We start from the raw sequence: 20,510 nt of genomic DNA, 5'->3' as shown, positions 1-20,510 counted from the left end.
AGGGGTGCCTGTCACCACTGTCGTCGTTCGTAATCGGTGCCGCCGATGGTGACCCACACCTCGTAGCCGCGACCGCCGGCGCCGTGGAAGCAGCTGAGCTCGACCGCGCCGTTGGCGGGGATGTACCAGCTGCCGCCGCCGGCGAAGCGCGCTCCTGCGGTCGGCGCGTTGCTGTTGCACCACACCTGGTAGGTCCCGGCCGGGAAGTTCTGCGTGTTCACGACGAACTTCGCGCACGTGCCGTCGGTGCACTGCCCCGGCCAGTAGCCGGCGGTGCCTCGGCTGACCCAGGCGCGCGGTGCCGGGGGCGGACCGGAGCTTGCCGACGCCGACGCCTCCGACGTCCACTGTCCGGCGGCGTCCTGCGCACGAACCCGGATGCTGTGGCCCTGGTTGTAGCCGTCGCCGACCGTGCGCGAGCCCGAGATGCCCACGTTCTGCCAGCCGCCGCCGTCGATGCTGATCTGCACGACGGAGATGCTGCGGCCGTTGGGGGAGCCGCTGGCGTTCCATCGCAGCTCCACCTGGGTCGCGCCGGGATGGGCGCTGGCCGCCGGTTGCTTCGGAGGACCGTACGGGTTTCCGCGGGCCGAGTTCGACACCGCGCCCGCATAGGTCTGCCCGTCGACCGTGGCGACGGCGCGCATCTCGATCGTGTAGTCCTGACCGTTCGTGAGACCGCCGATCCGGGTGCCGGAGAGGTTGTTCCAGTTGCCGCCGTTCAGCCGGTACTGGTACGTGACCTCACTCGTCTTCGCGCCGTTGCGCGAGCCCTCCCGATAGAAGATGTCGAGCGCACGGTCGAGCTCGGCCGTCACCGCGAGGCTCGTCGGCGCGCCGGGCGCGGTCACGCCGCGACGCGGGGCCGACTGCTCGCTCCACGCGCCCCAGCCCGCCTTGTTGTAGGCGCGGATGCGGTACGTGTACGCGGCCTCGGAGGTCGGCACGGTCACGGCCTGGCTGTTCGCCTGCGCGCCGGGAGTGATCGTGCGGATCGTCTCCCCACCCGAGAGCACCTGGAGCTCATAGCCGCGGATCGCATCGCCGTTCTTGTCCGGCGGGTTCCAGCTCACGAGCATCTGCGCCTGGCCGGACACCGGCTCCAGCTCCTTGGTGGTCGGAGCGCCCGCCGCGAGCGGGGGTCCTGCCGGGATCTCGGACGCCGACCAGCCGCTCCAGCTGGAGGGGTCGGGCGCGCGGTTGTGCGCCTGCACCCGCACCTGGTAGTCCGAGCCGTTCTCCAGCCCCTCCCAGGTGAGCGAGTTGCCCGTGGCCTCCTTCTGCGTGACACCGGAGGGCGGCGCGGGCGAGATCTCGAGGGTGTACCGCTCGACGGGCGAACCCGGGGTCGTCGGCGTGGCCCACGCCACCTGCAGCGACTTGTCACCGAACTTCAGGGTCGGCGGGTTCGGGGTGTCCGGACGGGCATCCGGGCGCGCGACCTCGGAGAGGGCGGACGGCTCAGACTCGCCGACGCGGTTCGTCGCGGTCACCTGGAACGTGTACTCGACATTGTTCGTGAGACCGTCGAGCGTGCAGGTGGTGGACGCGCACTCCTTCGAGTAGGCGCTCCCCTGCACGGACTTCACGGTGTACTTCGTGATCTCGGCGCCGTTGTTGGTCGGGGCCGAGTACGACACGACCACCGTGCGGTCCTGCACGCTCGTCACCACCGGAGTGCCCGGCGCCGCGGGAACGTCCTGCACCGTGACGACGATCTGACCGTTCACCTCGCGATCCACGTCCTCCGTCGCGTCCTGCACGCGATAGCGCACCACGAGGGTGCCGACGAAGCCCTCCGCGGGGGTGACGCGCACCTCGTCGGAGGTGAACGACGCCTCACCGCGGCCCGACTCGGTCACCGCGCCGACGATCTTCAGCGGCGTCTCCGGGAACGGGTTGAAGTCGTTCGCGAGCGCGGGCACCGTGATGGTCTCGCCGGCATCCGCCTCCGAGATCGTGTCGGTGTTGGCCGCGGGCATGGATCGGGTCGAGGCGGTCACGAGCGCGGTCACCGTGCCCTCGACCGGCTCGGTCTCGCCGTCGGACACCCGGATGGTGAGCGACGCACTGGTGCCCTTCTTCGCGCTGGACGACGCCTCCACGAGCAGCTTGTCGCCGTCGACCCGCGCCGAGATGCCCTTGCCGTCACCGCCGACGAACGAGTACGTGTGCTTGCCTTCGTCCTCCGGGTCGGGGTCGTCCGTGAGCGCGGCGAGGTCGAGTGCCGTGGCGTCCTCCCCCGGGGCGACGTTGACCTGCCCTGCCACGAACGTCGGCTGCTGGTTCTCCGGCGGCAGCACGTTGATCGGGATGCTGAGCGTGGCCTTGCGCCCCTCGGGGTCGTCAGGACCGTCGCCGTCGGTCACCTCGAAGGTGAGCGCGTCGGGTCCGAAGTAGCCGGGGGCCGAGGTGTAGACGAGGGTGCTCTCGTCCTGCAGCAGATCCGCGCCATCGGCGTTGTTGGCGCTGATCTTGGCCTTCTCAGTGATGCGCACCTCGCCGCCGCCGGCGACCGTGACGTACTCGGAGAGGGGCAGCTTCTTCGTCTCGCCGCTGACGACCTCGACGGGTTTCGTGGAGGTGAGTGCCGGGCGCAGGCCGTCGCGCGACGGCACGAAGATGAACGCGGAGGATTGCAGGCCGTCCGGATCGGTGAGCGTGTAGCGGATCAGCTGCAGCTCGTCGGTGACGGTCACGCGCACGGTGCCGTCCTCACGGAGCGTGGCGCCGGCGCCGAGTTCGACGTCGAGGCGGTCGACCGTGCCGTCCGGATCCTCGTCGTTCTTCAGGATCTCGAGGTCGGCGCTGAGGCCGCCGTCCTTGAGGTCGGCGGGCTGCAGGCGGTCGTCGCGGGCGACGGGTGCCTGCAGCGGCACGTCCTCGTCGACCGTGATCTGCAGGGTCGCGGTCGCCGTGGCGCCGCGGGCGTCGCTCGCCGTGTACTGCAGCGACGTCTCCATCTCCCGGTCGGGGACGGTGACGATCACGCGGTCGCCGGAGACGCGGCCCTCCAGGCCCTCCGGCACCTCCAGGCCGTCCTTCACGAGGGAGACCTTGTCGCCCTCGGGGTCGGAGTCGTTGGCCAGCACCGGCACGGCGATCTCCCGCCCTGGTCGTACGACCACGGCGTCCTTCACGGCGTACGGCGGCTGGTTGATCTGCTCCGCGGGGGCGATGCCGACGCGGATCGTGGCGACGCCCTCCTTGCCCAGCCGGTCGCGCACGCGGTAGGTGAAGGTGTCGACGCCCGAGGATTCGTCGCCCGCCTCGTACGTGAAGTAGTTCGGGCCGACCGTGGTGATGCGCCCCTTCGCAGGGCTGGAGTCGATGCCGATCAGCTCGACCGAGTCGCCGTCGCTGTCGATGCCGTCGAGGGGAACCGCGATGTCGACGTCGCTGCCGGCGAGCGCACGCGCCGTCAGGTCCTGCGGCCGCGGTGCCGCATTGGTCTCCTCGTCGATCGGCAGGATCTGGATCGTGACGTAGCCGGCGGCCTTCTGCTGGCGCGAGTCGGCGACCTCGTACGTGAGGTACACCGTCTTCGCCTCCGGGCCGGCCTTGAAGCGGACCTCGTCCTGGGAGACGAACGCCTCGCCGTCCTCCGGGTCGACGGTTTCGACGAGCTCGGGCTCGACGTGCATCACGTCGTCGCTCGGGTGCGAGTCGTTGTCCAGCACCGGGATGCTCACCACATCGCCCACACGGACCGTCGCGGTGTCCGGGTTGGCGAGCGGCGGCAGGATCTCGTCCGGTGCGGGGATCGGGATGACCACCACCTCCCCGTCGGCCGACTTGGAGCCGTTCGAGATGCGATAGCCGATGCGCACGGGCTCGTCGAGCGCGCCCTGATCCGTGATGCGCAGCGTCTCGTGGTTCAGCACCGAGACGGAGATGCCGGTGCTCGGGTCCATCGACACGGACTGCACCACGAGGATGCCGCCCGCGGGGTCGGTGTCGTTGTTCAGCACGCCCAGCAGCACGTCTCCACCCGTCGGCAGCAGCGCGACATCGCGCACCGCGACCGGCGGCAGATCGGTCTCCGACTCCGGCATCACGTCGATGCGGACCAGGCCTTCGCCGTTCTTGGGCCCGGTGGTCACCTGGTACTGCACGTAGTACACGCCGGGGTTCGGCGCCATGAACGTGAACGTCTTGTTCGGGGTGTCCGGCTGGATCGTCGCGCCGGGGGTGTCCAGCACGCGGCTGAGTCGCAGCGGCTCGCGGCTCGTACTGGTGTCGTTCGTGAGCGGAGCCACCGTGACCTGCTGGCCGGCCTTGGTCACGACGTGGTCGGCGTTCGTCTTCGGGTTGGTCGAGCCCTGCGGCCGCACGTCGAGGGCGATCGTGGCGGTGCCGACCTCGCCGGAGGCGTCGGCCACGGTCACCAGCACGTCCTTGCGGCCCTGCAGGCTCGCGGTCGCCTTGTACGTCATCTGGCCGTCGCGGCTGAAGTCGACCTCGTCGCCGGGCGCGGGAACGACCTCCTTCAGATAGATGTCGTCGCCGTCCGGGTCGATCCAGTCCGGAAGGATGTTGTACGAGATCGTGCCGCCGGTCTCCACCGCGAGGGTGGTCTTGCGCTTCGGCTCGGGGGCGACGTTCTCGCTCCAGTCGCGCACGGTCAGCGTGACGACCGCGGTGTCCTTGCCCTTGCGGCCGTCGTCGACCTCATAGGTGAAGCTCGCGGTGCCGGAGGCCTTCTCGTCCACGGCGATCTGCAGCGAGCCGCCGTTGTTGATCGGCTGCACCGTCCCGATGCCGGGCTGCGCCTCGGCGAGCGCCGCGACCAGGACATCGCCGTCCGGGTCGTTGTCGTTGTCGAGCACCGGCAGCAGCGTGGTGGCGCCCGGTCGCACGCCGTAGCTGTCGTCCTCGGCGATCGGCGGGGTGTTCTCCTCGCTGCGCTCCGGGAGCGTGGTCTCCACGGTCTCCTCGGTGGAATCCTCCTGGTTCTCGGTCTCGCCCTCCGGCGGGGTGAGGTCGTTCCAGTTGTCGACGCGCTGCAGGCTCTCGTTCGCGAGCCACGCCGCGCCGCCCACGGCGTCGTTCAGGATGATGACGTCGCGGTTCACGCGGAAGGTCAGGCTCGAGGAGTCCTCGGCGCCGTCGATCGGGGCGTTGACGTCGTTCCCCTCGCCGGGGCACTCGCGGATGAACGTGGCAGAGCCGGCCCACGCGCCGTAGGTGCAGCCGCGCAGCCACACCGGTGCGGCAGCCGTCCCCTCGCTGCCCGCCGAGGTCTGCGCGGGCTCGCCGCCGTCCAGCGGCACGCGCACGAGCGCCGAGGGCGTGGCGATGGCCACCGCATCTGTCTCGGCTGAGGCGTGCTGGAGCACGGCGTCGGCGGCGTCGGCGATCTCGGTGCGGAAGCCGCCGGGCGTGGTGACGACGCCCGCGGCCGCGTCGAGCACGACCGGGGTGCGGCCGACCGCGGTGATGGTGGGACGCGCGGACACGTCGAGCTCGCCGACGGACGCGGTGGACGGGTCCTGCGGGGCGCCCTCGTTGTCGACGGGAACCGTCACGACCTCGCCGCGCTCCCCGGAGAGCCCGAACACGGTGCCGTCCTGGGCCACGGTCACGTCGGAGTCGTCGCCGAGCTCGGCCACGGGCTCCGCGACCTCGATCTCGAACGAGGAGATGCCCTTCACCGGCACGACCCACAGGTCGCCCGAGTTCTCGTCGAGGATCGCGGCGGTCTTGCCGCCGAGCGCGACCTTCGCGCCGGAGGGGATGAGCGCGGAGTCGCCGAGGGAGACGCGCGCCGGGTCGACGGCGGTCACGGTGGATGCGCTCTCGTCGACGACCAGCACGTTGGCCGCGTCCTGCAGGATGTCGTAGTTCTCGCTGGTGGTGCGCAGACCGCCGTCGAGAATGGTGGACTCGTGGTTGAAGTGGCCGACCAGGAGGCTCGAGCTCTTGGTGATCCAGACGCCGCCGTCGTTCAGGTCGACCTTGGTGGTCGGGAACCCCTCATACGTGAAGGCCATCGTGGTGAGGGCGATGACCCCCACCGTGACGCCGGCGGCTGACGCCAGCGTCTTGGGTCGCGCGCGCATCCATGACAGCGCCTTCATACCCGGTTCCCCCCCAGGGTCGCGTTCTCTCCGACTCCACCGCGGGACGAAGGCCCACGGAACACCCGTTCATCCTAACCGGGTCGCAGAATATCGCTCGATGGGGAGATCTCCCCACGTCACCGGGGGTCCGCGCGCCAGCACCCCTCGATGTGATCGTCGACCATTCCGGCCGACTCCATCAGCGCGTACATCGTGGTGGGCCCGACGAAACGGAACCCGCGGCGTCGCAGTTCCTTGCTCAACGCGGTCGAGGCGGGGGTGACCGCGGGGACCTCGGCGAACGAGGCCGGTCGCACGCCGGAAGGGGGCGGGGCGAACGACCACATCAGCGCATCGAGCTCCCCATCTGCCATGCTCTGCACGATGCGGGCGTTGCCGATCGTGGCCTCGATCTTCGCGCGATTGCGGATGATGCCCTGGTCGGCCATCAGCCGCTCCACGTCGCTCTCGTCGAACGCCGCGACCGCGGCCGGCTCGAACCCGGCGAACACCTCGCGGAACCGGGGGCGCTTGCGCAGGATCGTGATCCACGACAGCCCGGCCTGGAAGCCCTCGAGCGCCATCTTCTCGAACAGCGCGCGGTCCCCGTGGAGCGCCGTGCCCCACTCCTCGTCGTGATAGCGGCGGTACTCGGCGTCGTCGCCCACCCAGGCGCAGCGCACGCGGGCGTCCGGGCCCGTGCGGAGAGAGGTCATGCGTTCACCGTATCGGCCCCCACCGACGCTCCCGCCCGCGCCCGCGAACAGCGCGGGGCTCACTCGGCGAGCCGGGCGGCCGCCAGGCGTCGAGCCGGGCCGGCGCCACTCGGCGAGCGGGGCGGGCGCCACTCCGCGAGCGGGGCGGGCGTCACTCGGCGAACGACGCGAACGTCACGCAGCGAACGGCGCGAACGGCACGCGCCTCACTCGGCGAACGTCGAGGCGTCGATCACGAAGCGGTAGCGCACGTCCGACGCGAGCACGCGCTCGTAGGCCTCGTTGATCGCTGAGGCGGGAATGACCTCGATCTTCGCGGCGATGCCGTGCTCGGCGCAGAAGTCGAGCATCTCCTGGGTCTCGCGGATGCCGCCGATGTTCGACCCGGAGATCGAGCGGCGGCCGGCGATCAGCGAGCCCGCGTTCAGCGCCAGCGCCTCCGCCGGGGCGCCGACGCACACGATCGTGCCGTCCACGTCGAGCAGCCCGAGGTAGGCGCGCAGGTCGATCACGGCGCTCACGGTGTTGAGGATCAGGTCGAACGAGCCGCGCAGCTCGCGGAACGTCTCCCGGTCGCTCGTCGCGAAGTAGCGGTCGGCGCCGAGCCGCAGTCCGTCGTCCTTCTTCGCGAGGCTCTGCGACAGCACGGTCACCTCCGCGCCCAGCGCATGCGCGATCTGCACGCCCATGTGCCCGAGGCCGCCGAGACCCACCACGGCGACGCGCGTGCCGGGGCCGACCTTCCAGTGCCGCAGCGGCGAGTACGTGGTGATGCCGGCGCACAGCAGCGGTGCCGCCGCGTCCAGGGGCAGCGCGTCCGGGATGCGCAGCACGAAGTCCTCCGTCACCACGACCTGCTCGGAGTACCCGCCCTGCGTGATCGTGCCGTCGCGGTCCACGGCGCCGTAGGTGCCGATCGCGCCCTTCGTGCAGAACTGCTCGTCTCCGCGCCGGCAGTACTCGCACTCGCGGCAGGAGTTCACCAGGCAGCCCACGCCGACGCGGTCGCCCACCGCGTGGCGGCTGACCTCGGCGCCCACGGCTGCGACCGTGCCCGTGATCTCGTGCCCCGGGGCGAGGGGGTACTGCTGCGCACCCCAGTCGCCGCGCACCGTGTGGATGTCGGAGTGGCAGATGCCCGCGAAGGCGATGTCGATCAGCACGTCGTGGGGGCCCAGCTCCCGGCGCTCGATGCGGATCTTCTCGAGCGGGGCGGATTCGGCGGGGGCGGCGTAGGCGATGACGGACGACATGATGCTCCTCGGGTCGGTATCCGCCGAGACTATCCCGCGCCGCCATGAACGGCCTCGACACGGGGCCCGCGCCCCGCCGGCACCTCCCGCTCACCACTCCCTCGCGACCCCACCTGTTCACAACTCAGGAGAACCGGGGCCTGAACGCAGAATCCCGCCCGGAACGCGAAGATCCGGGCGGGATTCCTGAGTTGTGAACAGCGAACCGTCAGCGCTTCTGCTTCTTCAGCGTCTTCTCGAGGATCGGAGCCTCGCCGGACGCGGCGAGGTCGGCGTAGTACGCACGGGCCTCGTCCTGACGCTGCTTCTCGGCACCGCTCGCGATGGGCGCCCGCACGTGCTCCGGCTCGTAGCCGAACGCGTCGACGAGGTCGAGCGCGTGCGGGCGGAGCCGCGCGCACAGCCGGTCGATGTAGCTCGACACCGCTACCGCGCGCTGCATCGACAGGCGCCCGTGGATGAGGTGCCAGGCGAGGTGCTTCTCGATGAGCTGCAGACCGAACAGGTCGCGCAGCCACGTCATCACCTTCTTGGTCTCCGGGTCGTCCATGGCGTGCACGGCGTCGGTGAACGCCTCCCACTGCAGCAGCTCGCCGTGCGCCCGTGCGGCCTCGATCAGCTCCGCCTGGTTCTCGTTGAACAGACGAGCGCCGAGAGCCCTGTCCTTGCCGCCGGCCCGCAGTCGCCCGGCGATGTCGGCCACCATCTGCTGCACGCGGCCGGCGAGCAGATCGTGCTGCTGCTCCTCGCGCAGCCCCCGCTCGACCGAGCGGGCGACCTGTCCGAAGTCGCTCACGGCCTGGCCGAGCTGACGCAGCCCCGCGCCGTGGAACACCTTGCCCGCGGTCATGCCCACGGCGTAGCGGGCGAGGGCCGCCGCGTCCTTGCCCTGGAACTGCTTGGCGTAGTCGGTCAGCAGGCGCTTGCCGACGAGCTGCAGCAGCACGTTGTTGTCGCCCTCGAACGTGACGTAGATGTCGAGGTCCTGCCGCAGTCCGACCAGGCGGTTCTCGAACATGAACCCGGCGCCGCCGCAGGCCTCGCGGGCCTCCTGCAGCGTATCGAGCGCGTGCCAGGTCGACAGCGGCTTGAGCGCCGCCGCGAGGGTCTCCAGATCCTCCCGGTCGTCGGGGGTGTCGGTGCGGCCGGAGAACACGCCGTCGAACTTCTGCAGGAACTCGTCGTGCGCGAAGATCTGCGCGTACGTGGTCGCGAGCCGCGGGAGCAGGCGGCGCTGGTGCTTGCCGTAGTCGAGCAGCACGACCTCCTGCCCGTCCGCGCCGTCGAACTGGCGGCGCTGGCTGGCGTAGGTGACGGCGATGTAGAGGCCGAGCGCGGACGCCCACGACGCCGCGCCGTCGAGCGACACGCGCCCCTGCACGAGTGTGCCGAGCATGGTGAAGAAGCGGCGCCCCGGGCTGTCGATCGCGCTGGAGTACGTGCCGTCGGCGGCGACATCGCCGTAGCGGTTCAGCAGGTTCGTGCGCGGGATGCGCACCTGATCGAAGGAGAGCCGGCCGTTGTCGATGCCGTTGAGGCCGCCCTTGAGACCGTCGTCCTCACGGCCGATGCCGGGGAGATCCACGCCGTCCTCGCCGCGCAGCGGCACGTAGAAGCAGTGCACCCCGTGGTTGACGCCGTTCGTGATGAGCTGCGCGAAGACGGTGGCCGCGATGCCGTGCAGGGCCGCGTTGCCGAGGTACTCCTTGGTCGCGCCGCGGAACGGCGTGTGGATCACGAACTCCTCGGTGGCCGGGTCGTAGGTGGCGGTGGTGCCGACCGCCGCGACGTCCGAGCCGTGTCCGATCTCGGTCATCGCGAAGGCGCCGGGGATGGAGAGGTCCATCACGCCGGGCAGCCACTTCTCGTGGTGCTCCTTCGTGCCGAGCTGCAGGATCGCCGAGCCGAACAGTCCCCACTGCACGCCCGACTTGATCTGCAGGCTCGGGTCGGCCGCGACGAGCTCTTCGAAGCCCGCGATGTTGCCGCCGTTGTTCTCCTCGCCGCCGAGCGCCTTGGGGAAGGCGCGGTGCACGGCCTTGTTCTCCACGAGCAGGTGCAGCTGGCTGAGCACGCGCTCGCGGTGCTCGTCCTTGCCGAGCTCGTCCTTGCGCCAGAAGGCGGGGTCCTTGATCATCTCGCGGGCCTCGCGGCGGACGTCGGCCCACGTGCCCATCAGGGCGTCGTTCAGGCGGGCGACATCGATCTGCGGGGTGGTCGCGCTCTCGCGCGGGTCAGGTGTCGTCGAAGGGCGGACGGCGGCGTCGACCATGTCATTCCTCCATGGAGTCTGGGTGTGCCTCCATGGTAGGTGTGCGACAAACCCGGGCGAACTCCGCTGTGTCGACCCTCCAACAGCGTGCGGGGGTGTCCCCCGGGGGCGTTGTCGCCTCGCGACAGGATCGGCTCACGCCGACGCGATGACCGCCAGCACACCCTCGCCGTAGGCCTCGCGCTTCTTGGCGCCGATGCCCGTGATCCCGTCGAGGTCGGCGGGCGAACTCGGCCGGTGCTCTGCGAGGGCCCGCAGCGTCGCATCGCCGAACACGATGTACGCCGGGACGCCCTGCTCCCTGGCGGTCTCGGCACGCCAGGCGCGCAGCGCCTCGAACAGCTGCCTGTCCCCGGCGTCGAGGGTGTCGGCGGCTCCGGCCTTGCGCGCCCGCGGCGCCGAGGTCGGTCGGCCGATCGTGTCCTTCCGCAGCGGTACCGGCGTCTCACCGCGGAGCACGCCCGCGGCCAGCTCCCCCGGCGCGAGCGTGCCGTAGTCGCCCTGCGCCACGAGGATCCCGCGGGCGAGCAGCTGCCGCACCACACTGCGCCAGTCCTGGTCGGAGAGGTCGGCGCCGATGCCGTACGTGGCCAGGGCGTCATGCCCCTGCTGGCGGATGCGTTCGGTCGAGGCGCCGCGCAGGATGTCGATCAGGTGGCCCGCGCCGAACGCCTGATTGCGCTCGCGCTTCAGCCGCACGATCGTGGAGAGCAGCTTCTGCGCCGGGATCAGCCCGTCGAACGTCGCGGTGTCGTCGAGGCAGGTGTCGCAATTGCCGCACGGCTGCGACTCCTGGCCGAAGTACGCCAGCAGGTTCTGGCGGCGGCACTCCACCGTCTCGCACAGCGCCAGCATCGCGTCGAGGTGCTGACCCATCCGCATCTTGAACGTGCGGTCGCCGGGGCTCTGGTCGATCAGGCGGCGCTGCTGCACGACGTCGCCGAGCCCGTACGCCATCCAGGCCACCGACGCCTCGCCGTCGCGGCCGGCACGACCCGTCTCCTGGTAGTAGCCCTCGACCGACTTCGGCAGGTCGATGTGCGCGACGAAGCGCACGTCGGGCTTGTCGATGCCCATGCCGAACGCGATCGTGGCGACCATGACCACGCCGTCCTCCCGCAGGAAGCGCGATTGGTTCGCCGCGCGCACCTCGGACGGCAGCCCGGCGTGATACGGCAGCGCGTCGAGGCCCTGCGCCGCCAGGTACGTCGCCGTCTGCTCGACCGACTTGCGGCTGAGCGCGTAGACGATGCCGGCCGCGCCCTCGGGCTGCGAGCGGATGAACTGCACGAGCTGCTTGCGGGGATCGACCTTCGGGACGATGCGGTACTGGATGTTGGGGCGGTCGAAGCTCGCCACGAAGTGCTGCGCCGCGTCGAGGTGCAGCCGCTCGGTGAGCTCCTTGTGCGTGGCCCTGGTGGCGGTCGCGGTGAGCGCCATGCGCGGCACGCCGGGGAAGCGCTCGCCCAGGTCGCCCAGCGCCAGGTAGTCGGGCCGGAAGTCGTGACCCCACTGGGACACGCAGTGCGCCTCGTCGATCGCGATCACGCTGAGCGTGCCGCGCTGCAGCAGCGCCGTGGTGTTCGCGTTCGAGAGGCGCTCCGGTGCGACGTAGAGGAGGTCGAGCTCGCCGGCGACGTACGCGCGCTCCACGTCGCGACGCTCGTCGATCGACTGCGTCGAGTTCAGGTACGCGGCCTGCACGCCGTTGGCACGCAGCGCGTCGACCTGGTCGTGCATGAGCGCGATGAGCGGACTGATGACGAGCCCGGTGCCCTCCCGCACGAGCGCGGGCACCTGGTACGTGATGCTTTTGCCGCCGCCCGTCGGCATCAGCACGACCGCGTCGCCGCCGCCGATCACCTGCTCGACGATCGCGGCCTGATCGCCGCGGAAGTCGTCGTAGCCGAACACCGTGTGCAGCGCCTCGCGGGCGGTGGCGAAGCGGCTCGGGGCGGCTCGCCGGACCGTCGGCGAGGTCGGCGCGCGCGTTCCGGACACCGGCGTCGCGGGGCCGGGACCCCAGTCGAGCGGCGGCTCGAAGCCCGCGCCCTGCGGCTCCCAGTCCATCGGCTCGGGGGCCTCGGTCGGCTCCCAGCCGTCGCCCCACGGCTCGTCGGCATAGGGCAGATCCTCGTACGGGTCACGGGGAGTCTGCGGCATCCCTCCAGCGTAACCACCCCGCCCGACACCGGCACCGCCGTGCACAGGCCCGCACCGGCGCCCGCGGGCGTAGGTTGGACGCAGACCCCCGAAGGAGCACCCGATGACCGACATCACCGTGACCCGCCACGACGACGCCTCCCGCTACGAGATCCGCTCCGACGACGTGCTCGCCGGCTACGCGGAGTTCCAGCTGCGCTCCGGCGCGATCCGCTTCATCCACACCGAGATCGACCCGGCGTTCCAGGGACAGGGTCTGGCCGGGAAGCTCGCCTCCGCGGCACTCGCCGACGCCGTCGACCGCGGCGAGCCGATCGTGCCGCTGTGCCCCTACATCGCGAAGTACCTGCAGACCCACGAGGTGCCTGGCGCGGAGATCCGCTGGCCGCAGCGGCCCGCCGACGTGCAGGGCGGCACTTCTGAGCCTGCCGCCGTGCAGGAGGAGTCGAGCGCCGGCGACGAGGACCCCACCGGGCGGGCGGAATGATCGGCGAGCGCCGCCTCGTCCTCGAGCCGCGCGAGGTGCCGCTCGGCGGCGTGCGCGGCATGAACGTGCTGCGCGTGCTGCCGCACCGCAACCTGCCGACGATCGGCGCCTGGTGCTTCCTCGACCGGTTCGGGCCCGCCGACACCCGCATGCGCGTGGAGCCGCACCCGCACATCGGCCTGCAGACGGTCACCTGGCCGCTCGTCGGCGAGATCCGCCACCGCGACTCCCTCGGCAGCGACGCCGACCTGCGGCGCGGACAGCTGAATCTCATGACCGCCGGCAACGGCATCTCCCACTCCGAGTACTCGATCGGCGAGGACCCGGTCCCGCTCGACGCGCTGCAGTTCTGGGTGGTGCTGCCCGAGTCGGCGCGGCACGGCGAGGGCGGGTTCGAGCGGCACACTGCGCTGCCCACCGTCGCCCTCCCCGCACGGCACGGCCAAGACGCCACCGCCACGGTCGTGCTCGGCGAGTTCGCGGGCGTGCGCTCCCCCGCCACCGTGCACACGCCGATCGTCGGCGCGGAGATCGCCCTCCCCGCAGGGTCGACCGTGCGCCTGCCGCTCGGACCGCGCTGGGAGCACGCGCTGCTGCTCGTCGAGGGCGGCGCCGCGCTCACCGACCACGACCTGGAGCGCAACGCCCTGCTGTACCTCGGCGACTCGCGCGATCACATCGACGTGACCAGCACCGAGGGCGCCCTGCTGTTCCTCCTCGGCGGGGAGCCGTTCGAGGACGACATCGTCATGTGGTGGAACTTCGCCGGCCGCTCGCACGACGAGATCGCCGAGGCACGGGCCGACTGGGAGGCCGCCTCCGACCGTTTCGGCAGGGTCGACGGCCACGACGTGCGCATCCCCGCCCCGCCGTTGCCGCCCGTACGCCTGATGCCGCGCAGCCGCACCCTCTGACGGCACCGGCGGAAGGGGCCACCGAGTGGGTCACCCCCGGTGCGCATCCGCCGACCGGCAGCGCTGCGCGGACCGGCGCCGCGGGATCGTGTCAGCCGCGGCGTGCACGGGGCGAGGAAACGGTCCGTCCGCCGAGCGGCGCCGCGAGACCGCCTCAGCCGCGCTCCGGAGTGTGCACGCGCGCGAGGAACCGCTCGGTCCGCGGCGAAGGGCCGCGCGGATCCAGCAGCGACACCACCACGGTCACCGCCGTGGCCAGCGGGATCGTCCAGGCCGCCGGCTGCACGAGGTAGGGCGCGGCCACCCCGACCCCGCCCACCGCGGCGTGCACGAGCAGCGCCAGACCCGTCGCGACACCCCCGCACACCATCCCGGCGACGGCTCCGCGCGCCGTGAGCCCGCGCCACCACACGCCCAGCAGCACCACCGGCGACAGGGTCGACGCCGCCACCACGAACACCACCCCCACGCTCGACACCAGTCCCGCCGGCGCCGTGAGCAGAGCCAGCGCGAGCGGCACCAGGGCACACAGCAGCGCCGACAGCCGGAACGACCGCACCGACCCGGAGAACACGTCCTGGCTGATGACCCCGGCGAGCGACACCACCAGCCCCGCGGACGTCGCCAGGAACGCCGCGAACGCCCCCGCGACGATCAGCGCCGTCAGCAGTTCGCCGCCGAGCCCGGGGAACACGCGCGACGGCAGCTGCAGCACCACCGTGTCGGCCACGCCTGGCACCGCGAGGTCGGGCGCGGCGATCCGGGCCAGCAGCCCCATCCCGCTCGACACCGCGTAGAACGCGCTCACCATCGCGATCACGATCACCGTGGTCCGCCGCGCCGACGCCCCGGTCGGGCTCGTGTAGAACCGCACCAGCACGTGCGGCAGTCCCATGGTGCCCAGGAGCAGCGCCAACAGCAGAGACGCCGTCTCGTACGCGTCGAACCCGCTCGGGCCCGCCTCGGCCGGGAACACCAGCGCCGGGTCGAACTCGTGCGGGCCGCCGCTCAGCGCGAACGCGATGCACACCACCGGCACCAGCAGCGCCGTGAGCTTGAGCCAGTACTGGAACGCCTGCACGAACGTGATCGCCCGCATGCCTCCCGCTGCGACGGCGGCCGCCACCAGCACGGCGATCGTCACGGCGCCCACCCACTCCGGCAGTCCCGCGACCACCACGAGCGTGATGCCGGCGCCGTGCAGCTGCGGCACGATGTACAGCCATCCGATGATGAGCACCGCGAGGCTCGTGACCCGGCGTGCCGCGGTCGACCCCAGCCGCGCCTCCACGAAGTCCGGGATCGTATAGGCCCCGCTCCGGCGCAGCGGTGCCGCGACGAAGACGAGCACCAGCAGGTACCCGGCGGCATAGCCGATCGGGAACCAGAAGCCGCGGGCGCCGTCGAGCAGCACCAGGCCGGACAGCCCGAGGAAGGTGCCGGCCGAGAGGTACTCGCCGCTGATCGCCGAGGCGTTCCACACCGGGCGCACCGTGCGCGACGCCACGAAGAAGTCGCCGGTCGTGCGGGAGACCCGCAGCCCGTAGACGCCGATCAGCAGCGTCGCCAGCACCACCAGGGCCACGCCGATCAGGTCGAGCACGGCGTTCACTCGCGGTCCCGCAGCGCCCGGTACCGACGCTCGTTGCGCACGGCGGTGCGGGCGTACAACAGCGCGAACACGAGGATGACGGGGTAGAACGCGAAGGCCTGCAGCAGCCACGACAGCGGCAGTCCCCACAGCACGATGTCGTCGATCTGCGGGATGACGGCGATGGTCAGCGTCATCGCCACGACGACGAGCACGAACCCGGCGACCGTGCCGAGCGCGAGCCGCAGCTGGCTGCGCATCAGCGCCCTGGCGTACACCGCGTCCGCTTCATCGACCGGCGCCCCCGGCAGCGCGATGCCGCGCGTCAGCGCCGCCGGGCCCCGCGCCGGGAGGTCTGCCGTGACCCGCACCCGCTTCGGCACGTCCGTCGCGCCGCGCTCCGGCGTGCCCGTCATGTCGAGGCCTCACCGCGGACCAGCGCCTCCCGCACCGCGGGCACGAGGCGCCGGCTGACCGGAAGCACCGTCGCGCCCACCACCACCGCGGGCTCCCCGCCGGACAGCCGCGCCTCGGTCACCGCCGCGGTGCGCACGAGCGTCGAGCGGTGGACCCGCAGGAACCCCGCGCTCGTCCAGCGCGCCTCCAGCTCGGAGATCGGGATCCGCACGAGATGCCCCTGCCCGTCCTCCGTGTGCAGTCGCGAATAGTCGCCCTGCGCCTGCACCCACCGCACCTCGCTGCGACGCACGAACCGCACCGCCGAGCCGACCGTGACCGGAAGCATCTCGTCGTCCCCTCGGGGCGCATCCCCGAGCTGCAGCACCCTGTCCACGGCGCTGCGGAGCCGTTCCCGGCGCACGGGCTTGAGGAGGTAGTCGGCGGCGCGCAGCTCGAACGCCTCCACGGCACGGGCCTCGTCCGCGGTGACGAACACCACGGCGGGCGGCTCGGCGAGGGCGAGGAGGGCACGTGCGAGGTCCGTGCCGAGGAGGCCGGGCATGTGGATGTCGAGGAACGCGATCCGGACGGCACGGGCCGAGAGCAGCCGCAGCGCCTCCGGTCCGCTGCTCGCGGTGAGGATCTCGGCGATCCGTGGATCCGCACGCAGCAGGTGCACCAGCTCGTCGAGCGCTGGCTGCTCGTCATCCGCGACGAGGACGTCGATCATGCCCGCACCTCAGTCGTCGTCCGGGTCGTGCAGCGGCTGCGATTTCGGGACTCGCATGCGCACCAGGGTACCTGCGCCGGTGTTGGTCTCCACGACCAGTCCGCCGCTGCTGCCGTACAGCTGTCGCAGCCGGGTGTCGACGTTGCGCAGTCCGACGTGCCCGCCGTCCTCGCGAGCGGTGAGGAGCGTGCGCAGGCTCTCCGGGTCCATCCCGATGCCGTCGTCCTCCACGGTGATCTCGGTGTGGGTGCCGTCGTCGCGGGAGGCGATGCGGATCTCGCCGCCGCGCTCGCCGGGCTCCAGGCCGTGCCGCACGGCGTTCTCCACGAGCGGCTGCACCGACAGGAACGGGATGACCGTGGCGAGCGTCTCCGGCGCGATCTGCAGGGTGACGCGCAGCCGGTCGCCGAAGCGCGCGCGCTCCAGCTCCAGGTAGGAGTGGATGCTGCCCAGCTCCTCGGCGAGCGTCGTGAACTCGCCCTGCCGACGGAAGGAGTACCGCGTGAAGTCCGCGAACTCCAGCACCAGGTCGCGCGCCCTGTCGGGGTCCGTCGTGATGAACGAGGCGATCGCGGTGAGGGCGTTGTAGATGAAGTGCGGCGAGATCTGGGCACGCAGCGACCGCAGTTCGGCCTCGGCGAGCTGCGTGCGCGACGCCTCCAGTCCGCCCAGCTCGACCTGCGCGGCGCACCAGTCGGCCACCTCCTCCGCGGCGCGCACCAGGGACGCTCGCACCGGAGCGGCGAAGGCCACCACGACCCCGACGATCCTGCCGTCGACGACGATCGGGGCGCCGACCGCTTCCAGGTCGGCGGTCCTCGCGGGCGCAGGGAACACCTGCCGCCGCCCGGTCGACCGGACCTGCTCCGCGATGCGCCGTGCAGCGGACTCCAGGCCGTCGGCTGCGCCGTCGAACGACACGACCGGCGCCGGCTCCGCGTCCGACCCGACGGCGGGCGCGCTCACGATGGCCACCGCCGCGCTGCCGAGCAGCACCCGGAGGTGTCGCACGGCCCGCACCACGTCCGGCGTCGCCAGCCCCCCGCGCAGGTGCGGCGCCGCGAGACTCGCCTGGTGCAGCGCCCGCAGCGCCCCCTGCTCCGCGTCGCTGCCGAGGTCGGCGGCTCCCCGTGCGAACCGTCGCGCGAGCAGCAGCAGCAGGGTGAGGGCGATTCCGCCCAGCACGCCCAGCACGGCGGCGAGCACGACGTCGTTCATGCGTTCAGCCTAGGGACGGGGGCGCGGGACTGCGGCGTTCACAACTCAGGAGATATGCGTCCCACTCCGGCGAACGGCTCGCTCTGGGGACGAAGGGCGCCGATTCTCCTGAGTTGTGAACGGTCCGCGGCAGCGGACGCCGGGTCGGTCGCGCACGGGCGAGCAGCCGCTGGCACCGTTGTACACGGCTCTGCGGCAGCAGGCACCGGGCAGGTGTCAGCAGCAGCGGGCGCCGGGGTTGCGGTCCTGGTCGTCCATGCGCTGGCGCCAGAACTGGCGCTCGGTCAGCGGCTCCTCGCCCGGGTGGTGGCGACGGTGATGGGCGACGTACGTGGCGTACGCGGTGTCGCCCATCAGCGTCGTCATGTACCAGCGGATGCCGCGGCCGGCCCGGCCGAGGGCGCCCCCCCGCGCCCGCAGCGGGGTGGCCGCGGCATCCGTCCGATCCATGGTGGGACTCATCTCAGTGGCGCGACGCCGCGCGCTCCTCGGCGAGGACGGGCTCCCACTGCTTCTCCAGCTCGCGCTCCTCCGCGTCCGGCATGAAGCCGGCAGGAGCGAAGCGCCGCGAGGCGACAGGGGCATCCTCGGTGTTCTCGCCGCCGCCGTTGCGGATCGCCTTGGCGGTCGCGATCACGGCCATCACGATCACGATGATCGCGAGCACCACGAAGATGATCGACAGCGTGCCCTGCACGGCTGTGTTGCGGATCACCGCCTCCAGCACCTGCGGCTCGCCCAGCGCCGTGTCGCCGGAGTCCAGCGCCTCCCGGTAGCGGAAGTGGTTCGCCCAGTATCCGATCGCCGGCACGGGCGAGAAGATCTTGTAGAGCGAGGCCGTGATGGTGACGACGGCGGTGAACGCGAGCGGCAGCGCGATGATCCACAGCCACCGGAAGTAGCTGCGCCCCCGCTTGGCGACGATGGCCAGCACCACGGCGAGCGCGATCGCGGCGAGCAGCTGGTTGGCGATGCCGAACAGCGGGAAGAACGTGTTGATGCCGCCGAGCGGGTCGGTCACGCCGAGGATGAGGATCGCTCCCCAGCCGGCGACCATGATGGCGGTGCAGATCCACACCCCGGGGCGCCACGACACGTCGCGGAACTTCGGGAACCAGGCGCCGATCGAGTCCTGCAGCATGAAGCGGGCCACGCGCGTGCCGGCGTCGACCGCGGTGAGGATGAACAGCGCCTCGAACATGATCGCGAAGTGGTACCAGAACGCCATGAGCGCCTGCCCGCCGAGGGCCTGCTGCATGATGTGCGCGAGGCCGAGTGCGAGCGTCGGGGCGCCACCCGTGCGGGACACGATGGACTCCTCGCCGACGGCCGCCGCGGTGCCGGTGAGCATGTCGGGGGTGAGGTTCACCCCCGTCAGCCCGAGCGAGTTCACGAACGCGACCGCGCCCTCGACGGTGCCGCCGGTCGCGGCGGATGGCGCGTTCATGGCGAAGTAGATGCCTTGGTCGATCGAGATCGCGGCGACGAGGGCCATGATCGCGACGAACGACTCCATGAGCATGCCGCCGTAGCCGATGAACCGGGTCTGGCGCTCCTTCTCCACGAGCTTCGGCGTGGTGCCCGAGGCGATCAGCGCATGGAAGCCGGACAGCGCCCCGCACGCGATCGTGACGAACAGGAACGGGAAGAGGGGACCGGCGAACACCGGACCCATGCCGTTCTCGCCGAAGATGCTGACCGCGGGGACGGAGATCTCCGGCCGCACCAGCACGATCGCACCGGCGAGCATGACGATGACGCCGATCTTCATGAACGTGGAGAGGTAGTCGCGCGGCGCGAGCAGCAGCCACACCGGCAGCACGGCGGCGATGAAGCCGTAGATGATGATGCCCCACGCGATCGTGGTGCGGTCGAGGTGGAAGATCGCCTGGCCCCACTCGGTGCCGGCGACCCAGCCGCCGCCGATGATCGCCGCCATCAGCAGCACGAAGCCGATGATGGACACCTCGGTGACCTTGCCGGGGCGGAGGTAGCGCAGGTAGACGCCCATGAAGAGCGCGATCGGGATCGTCATCGCGACCGAAAACACGCCCCACGGGCTCTCGCCGAGCGCGTTGACGACCACGAGGGCGAGGATCGCGACGATGATCAGCATGATCAGCAGCGAGGCGATGATCGCCGCGGTTCCGCCGATCTTCCCGAGCTCCTGTCGCGCCATCTGGCCGATCGTGCGGCCGCCGCGACGCATCGAGAAGAACAGGACCGTGTAGTCCTGCACGGCGCCAGCGAGCACGACGCCCACGATGATCCAGATCGTGCCGGGGAGGTAGCCCATCTGCGCCGCGAGCACGGGCCCGACCAGGGGGCCGGCGCCGGCGATGGCGGCGAAGTGGTGGCCATACAGCACGCGACGGTCGGTGGGGACGTAGTCCTTGCCGTCCTGCTTGACCTCGGCGGGCGTGGCGCGGCGGTCGTCGGGGCGCGTGATGTAGCGCTCGATGACCTTCGAGTAGAAGCGGTAGCCGATCAGGTAGGTGCAGACGGCCGCGAACACGAACCAGATCGCGTTGACGGTCTCGCCGCGGACGATCGCGAGCATCACCCAGGCGACACCGCCGAGCAGGGCGATGGCCGTCCAGAGCAGGATCTTCGGCAGGGTCCAGCGGCGGCTCTTCGCCTCGTGCTCGGCGGAGAGGGCGACGGGTGGGAGGGTCGGATCGGTCTCGATGACGGGTTCGTCGTCG

General features: G+C 71.4%; 13 protein-coding genes. 2 read left to right on the top strand and 11 right to left on the bottom strand.

All coding sequences use genetic code 11. From position 1 onward, the window contains the following. Window positions 1-11 precede the first annotated feature (11 nt). The 5 genes from M3C17_RS12905 to recQ form a co-directional block, all read right to left on the bottom strand. The gene (locus M3C17_RS12905) at window positions 12-6,062 is read right to left on the bottom strand and encodes an Ig-like domain-containing protein (protein ID WP_259978207.1); all 6,051 of its coding nucleotides are present in this window, start codon (window positions 6,060-6,062) and stop codon (window positions 12-14) included. 137 nt (window positions 6,063-6,199) lie between these two features. Next, window positions 6,200-6,778 (bottom strand): DNA-3-methyladenine glycosylase I, encoded by a 579-nt coding sequence (locus tag M3C17_RS12900; RefSeq protein WP_259978205.1) that lies wholly within the window; start codon window positions 6,776-6,778, stop codon window positions 6,200-6,202. A gap of 206 nt (window positions 6,779-6,984) precedes the next feature. Beyond that, entirely contained in the window at window positions 6,985-8,031 is a 1,047-nt protein-coding gene (locus M3C17_RS12895) for an NAD(P)-dependent alcohol dehydrogenase (protein ID WP_259978203.1), read from the bottom strand. A 208-nt stretch (window positions 8,032-8,239) separates the two neighbouring features. Beyond that, window positions 8,240-10,303 carry an acyl-CoA dehydrogenase gene (locus tag M3C17_RS12890; RefSeq protein ID WP_259978201.1) on the bottom strand — a complete coding sequence of 688 codons (2,064 nt, stop codon included), beginning with the start codon at window positions 10,301-10,303 and terminating at the stop codon, window positions 8,240-8,242. 135 nt (window positions 10,304-10,438) lie between these two features. After that, window positions 10,439-12,466, bottom strand: a complete 2,028-nt coding sequence (recQ, locus tag M3C17_RS12885) for a DNA helicase RecQ (RefSeq protein WP_259978199.1) — start codon at window positions 12,464-12,466, stop codon at window positions 10,439-10,441. 103 nt (window positions 12,467-12,569) lie between these two features. Between recQ and M3C17_RS12880 the strand changes: the two genes are divergently transcribed. Further along, window positions 12,570-12,953, top strand: a complete 384-nt coding sequence (locus M3C17_RS12880) for a GNAT family N-acetyltransferase (RefSeq protein WP_259978197.1) — start codon at window positions 12,570-12,572, stop codon at window positions 12,951-12,953. Then, window positions 12,950-13,867, top strand: coding sequence for a pirin family protein (locus M3C17_RS12875; RefSeq protein WP_259978196.1), 918 nt, complete (start codon window positions 12,950-12,952; stop codon window positions 13,865-13,867). The genes M3C17_RS12880 and M3C17_RS12875 overlap by 4 nt, the downstream gene beginning before the upstream one ends. A gap of 154 nt (window positions 13,868-14,021) precedes the next feature. Here M3C17_RS12875 and M3C17_RS12870 read toward each other — a convergent pair whose 3' ends face one another. The 6 genes from M3C17_RS12870 to M3C17_RS12845 form a co-directional block, all read right to left on the bottom strand. Further along, window positions 14,022-15,479: a cation acetate symporter gene (locus tag M3C17_RS12870; protein ID WP_259978195.1), complete on the bottom strand. Its 1,458-nt coding sequence runs from the start codon at window positions 15,477-15,479 to the stop codon at window positions 14,022-14,024. Then, window positions 15,476-15,874, bottom strand: a complete 399-nt coding sequence (locus tag M3C17_RS12865; RefSeq protein WP_259978193.1) for a heavy metal transporter — start codon at window positions 15,872-15,874, stop codon at window positions 15,476-15,478. Before M3C17_RS12865 ends, M3C17_RS12870 begins: the two co-directional genes overlap by 4 nt. Continuing rightward, the gene (locus M3C17_RS12860; protein ID WP_259978192.1) at window positions 15,871-16,587 is read right to left on the bottom strand and encodes a LytTR family DNA-binding domain-containing protein; all 717 of its coding nucleotides are present in this window, start codon (window positions 16,585-16,587) and stop codon (window positions 15,871-15,873) included. The genes M3C17_RS12865 and M3C17_RS12860 overlap by 4 nt, the downstream gene beginning before the upstream one ends. A 9-nt stretch (window positions 16,588-16,596) precedes the next feature. Further along, entirely contained in the window at window positions 16,597-17,805 is a 1,209-nt protein-coding gene (locus M3C17_RS12855) for a sensor histidine kinase (protein WP_259978190.1), read from the bottom strand. Window positions 17,806-18,021: 216 nt separating this feature from the next. Continuing rightward, entirely contained in the window at window positions 18,022-18,255 is a 234-nt protein-coding gene (locus M3C17_RS12850) for a YbdD/YjiX family protein (protein ID WP_259978188.1), read from the bottom strand. A 13-nt stretch (window positions 18,256-18,268) separates the two neighbouring features. Beyond that, the gene (locus M3C17_RS12845) at window positions 18,269-20,494 is read right to left on the bottom strand and encodes a carbon starvation CstA family protein (protein WP_259978228.1); all 2,226 of its coding nucleotides are present in this window, start codon (window positions 20,492-20,494) and stop codon (window positions 18,269-18,271) included. Between the last annotated feature and the right edge of the window lie 16 nt (window positions 20,495-20,510).

The organism is Microbacterium sp. p3-SID336 (genome assembly GCF_025143365.1).
Lineage (GTDB): Bacteria > Actinomycetota > Actinomycetes > Actinomycetales > Microbacteriaceae > Microbacterium.
This window is presented reverse-complemented; position numbering and strand designations above follow the sequence as displayed.

Coding starts and splice junctions, on each gene's coding strand:
- M3C17_RS12905 (WP_259978207.1), bottom strand. CDS start 6,062: ATGCGCGCGCGACCCAAGACGCTGGCGTCAGCCGCCGGCGTCACGGTG.
- M3C17_RS12900 (WP_259978205.1), bottom strand. CDS start 6,778: ATGACCTCTCTCCGCACGGGCCCGGACGCCCGCGTGCGCTGCGCCTGG.
- M3C17_RS12895 (WP_259978203.1), bottom strand. CDS start 8,031: ATGTCGTCCGTCATCGCCTACGCCGCCCCCGCCGAATCCGCCCCGCTC.
- M3C17_RS12890 (WP_259978201.1), bottom strand. CDS start 10,303: ATGGTCGACGCCGCCGTCCGCCCTTCGACGACACCTGACCCGCGCGAG.
- recQ (WP_259978199.1), bottom strand. CDS start 12,466: ATGCCGCAGACTCCCCGTGACCCGTACGAGGATCTGCCCTATGCCGAC.
- M3C17_RS12880 (WP_259978197.1), top strand. CDS start 12,570: ATGACCGACATCACCGTGACCCGCCACGACGACGCCTCCCGCTACGAG.
- M3C17_RS12875 (WP_259978196.1), top strand. CDS start 12,950: ATGATCGGCGAGCGCCGCCTCGTCCTCGAGCCGCGCGAGGTGCCGCTC.
- M3C17_RS12865 (WP_259978193.1), bottom strand. CDS start 15,874: ATGACGGGCACGCCGGAGCGCGGCGCGACGGACGTGCCGAAGCGGGTG.
- M3C17_RS12860 (WP_259978192.1), bottom strand. CDS start 16,587: ATGATCGACGTCCTCGTCGCGGATGACGAGCAGCCAGCGCTCGACGAG.
- M3C17_RS12855 (WP_259978190.1), bottom strand. CDS start 17,805: ATGAACGACGTCGTGCTCGCCGCCGTGCTGGGCGTGCTGGGCGGAATC.
- M3C17_RS12850 (WP_259978188.1), bottom strand. CDS start 18,255: ATGGATCGGACGGATGCCGCGGCCACCCCGCTGCGGGCGCGGGGGGGC.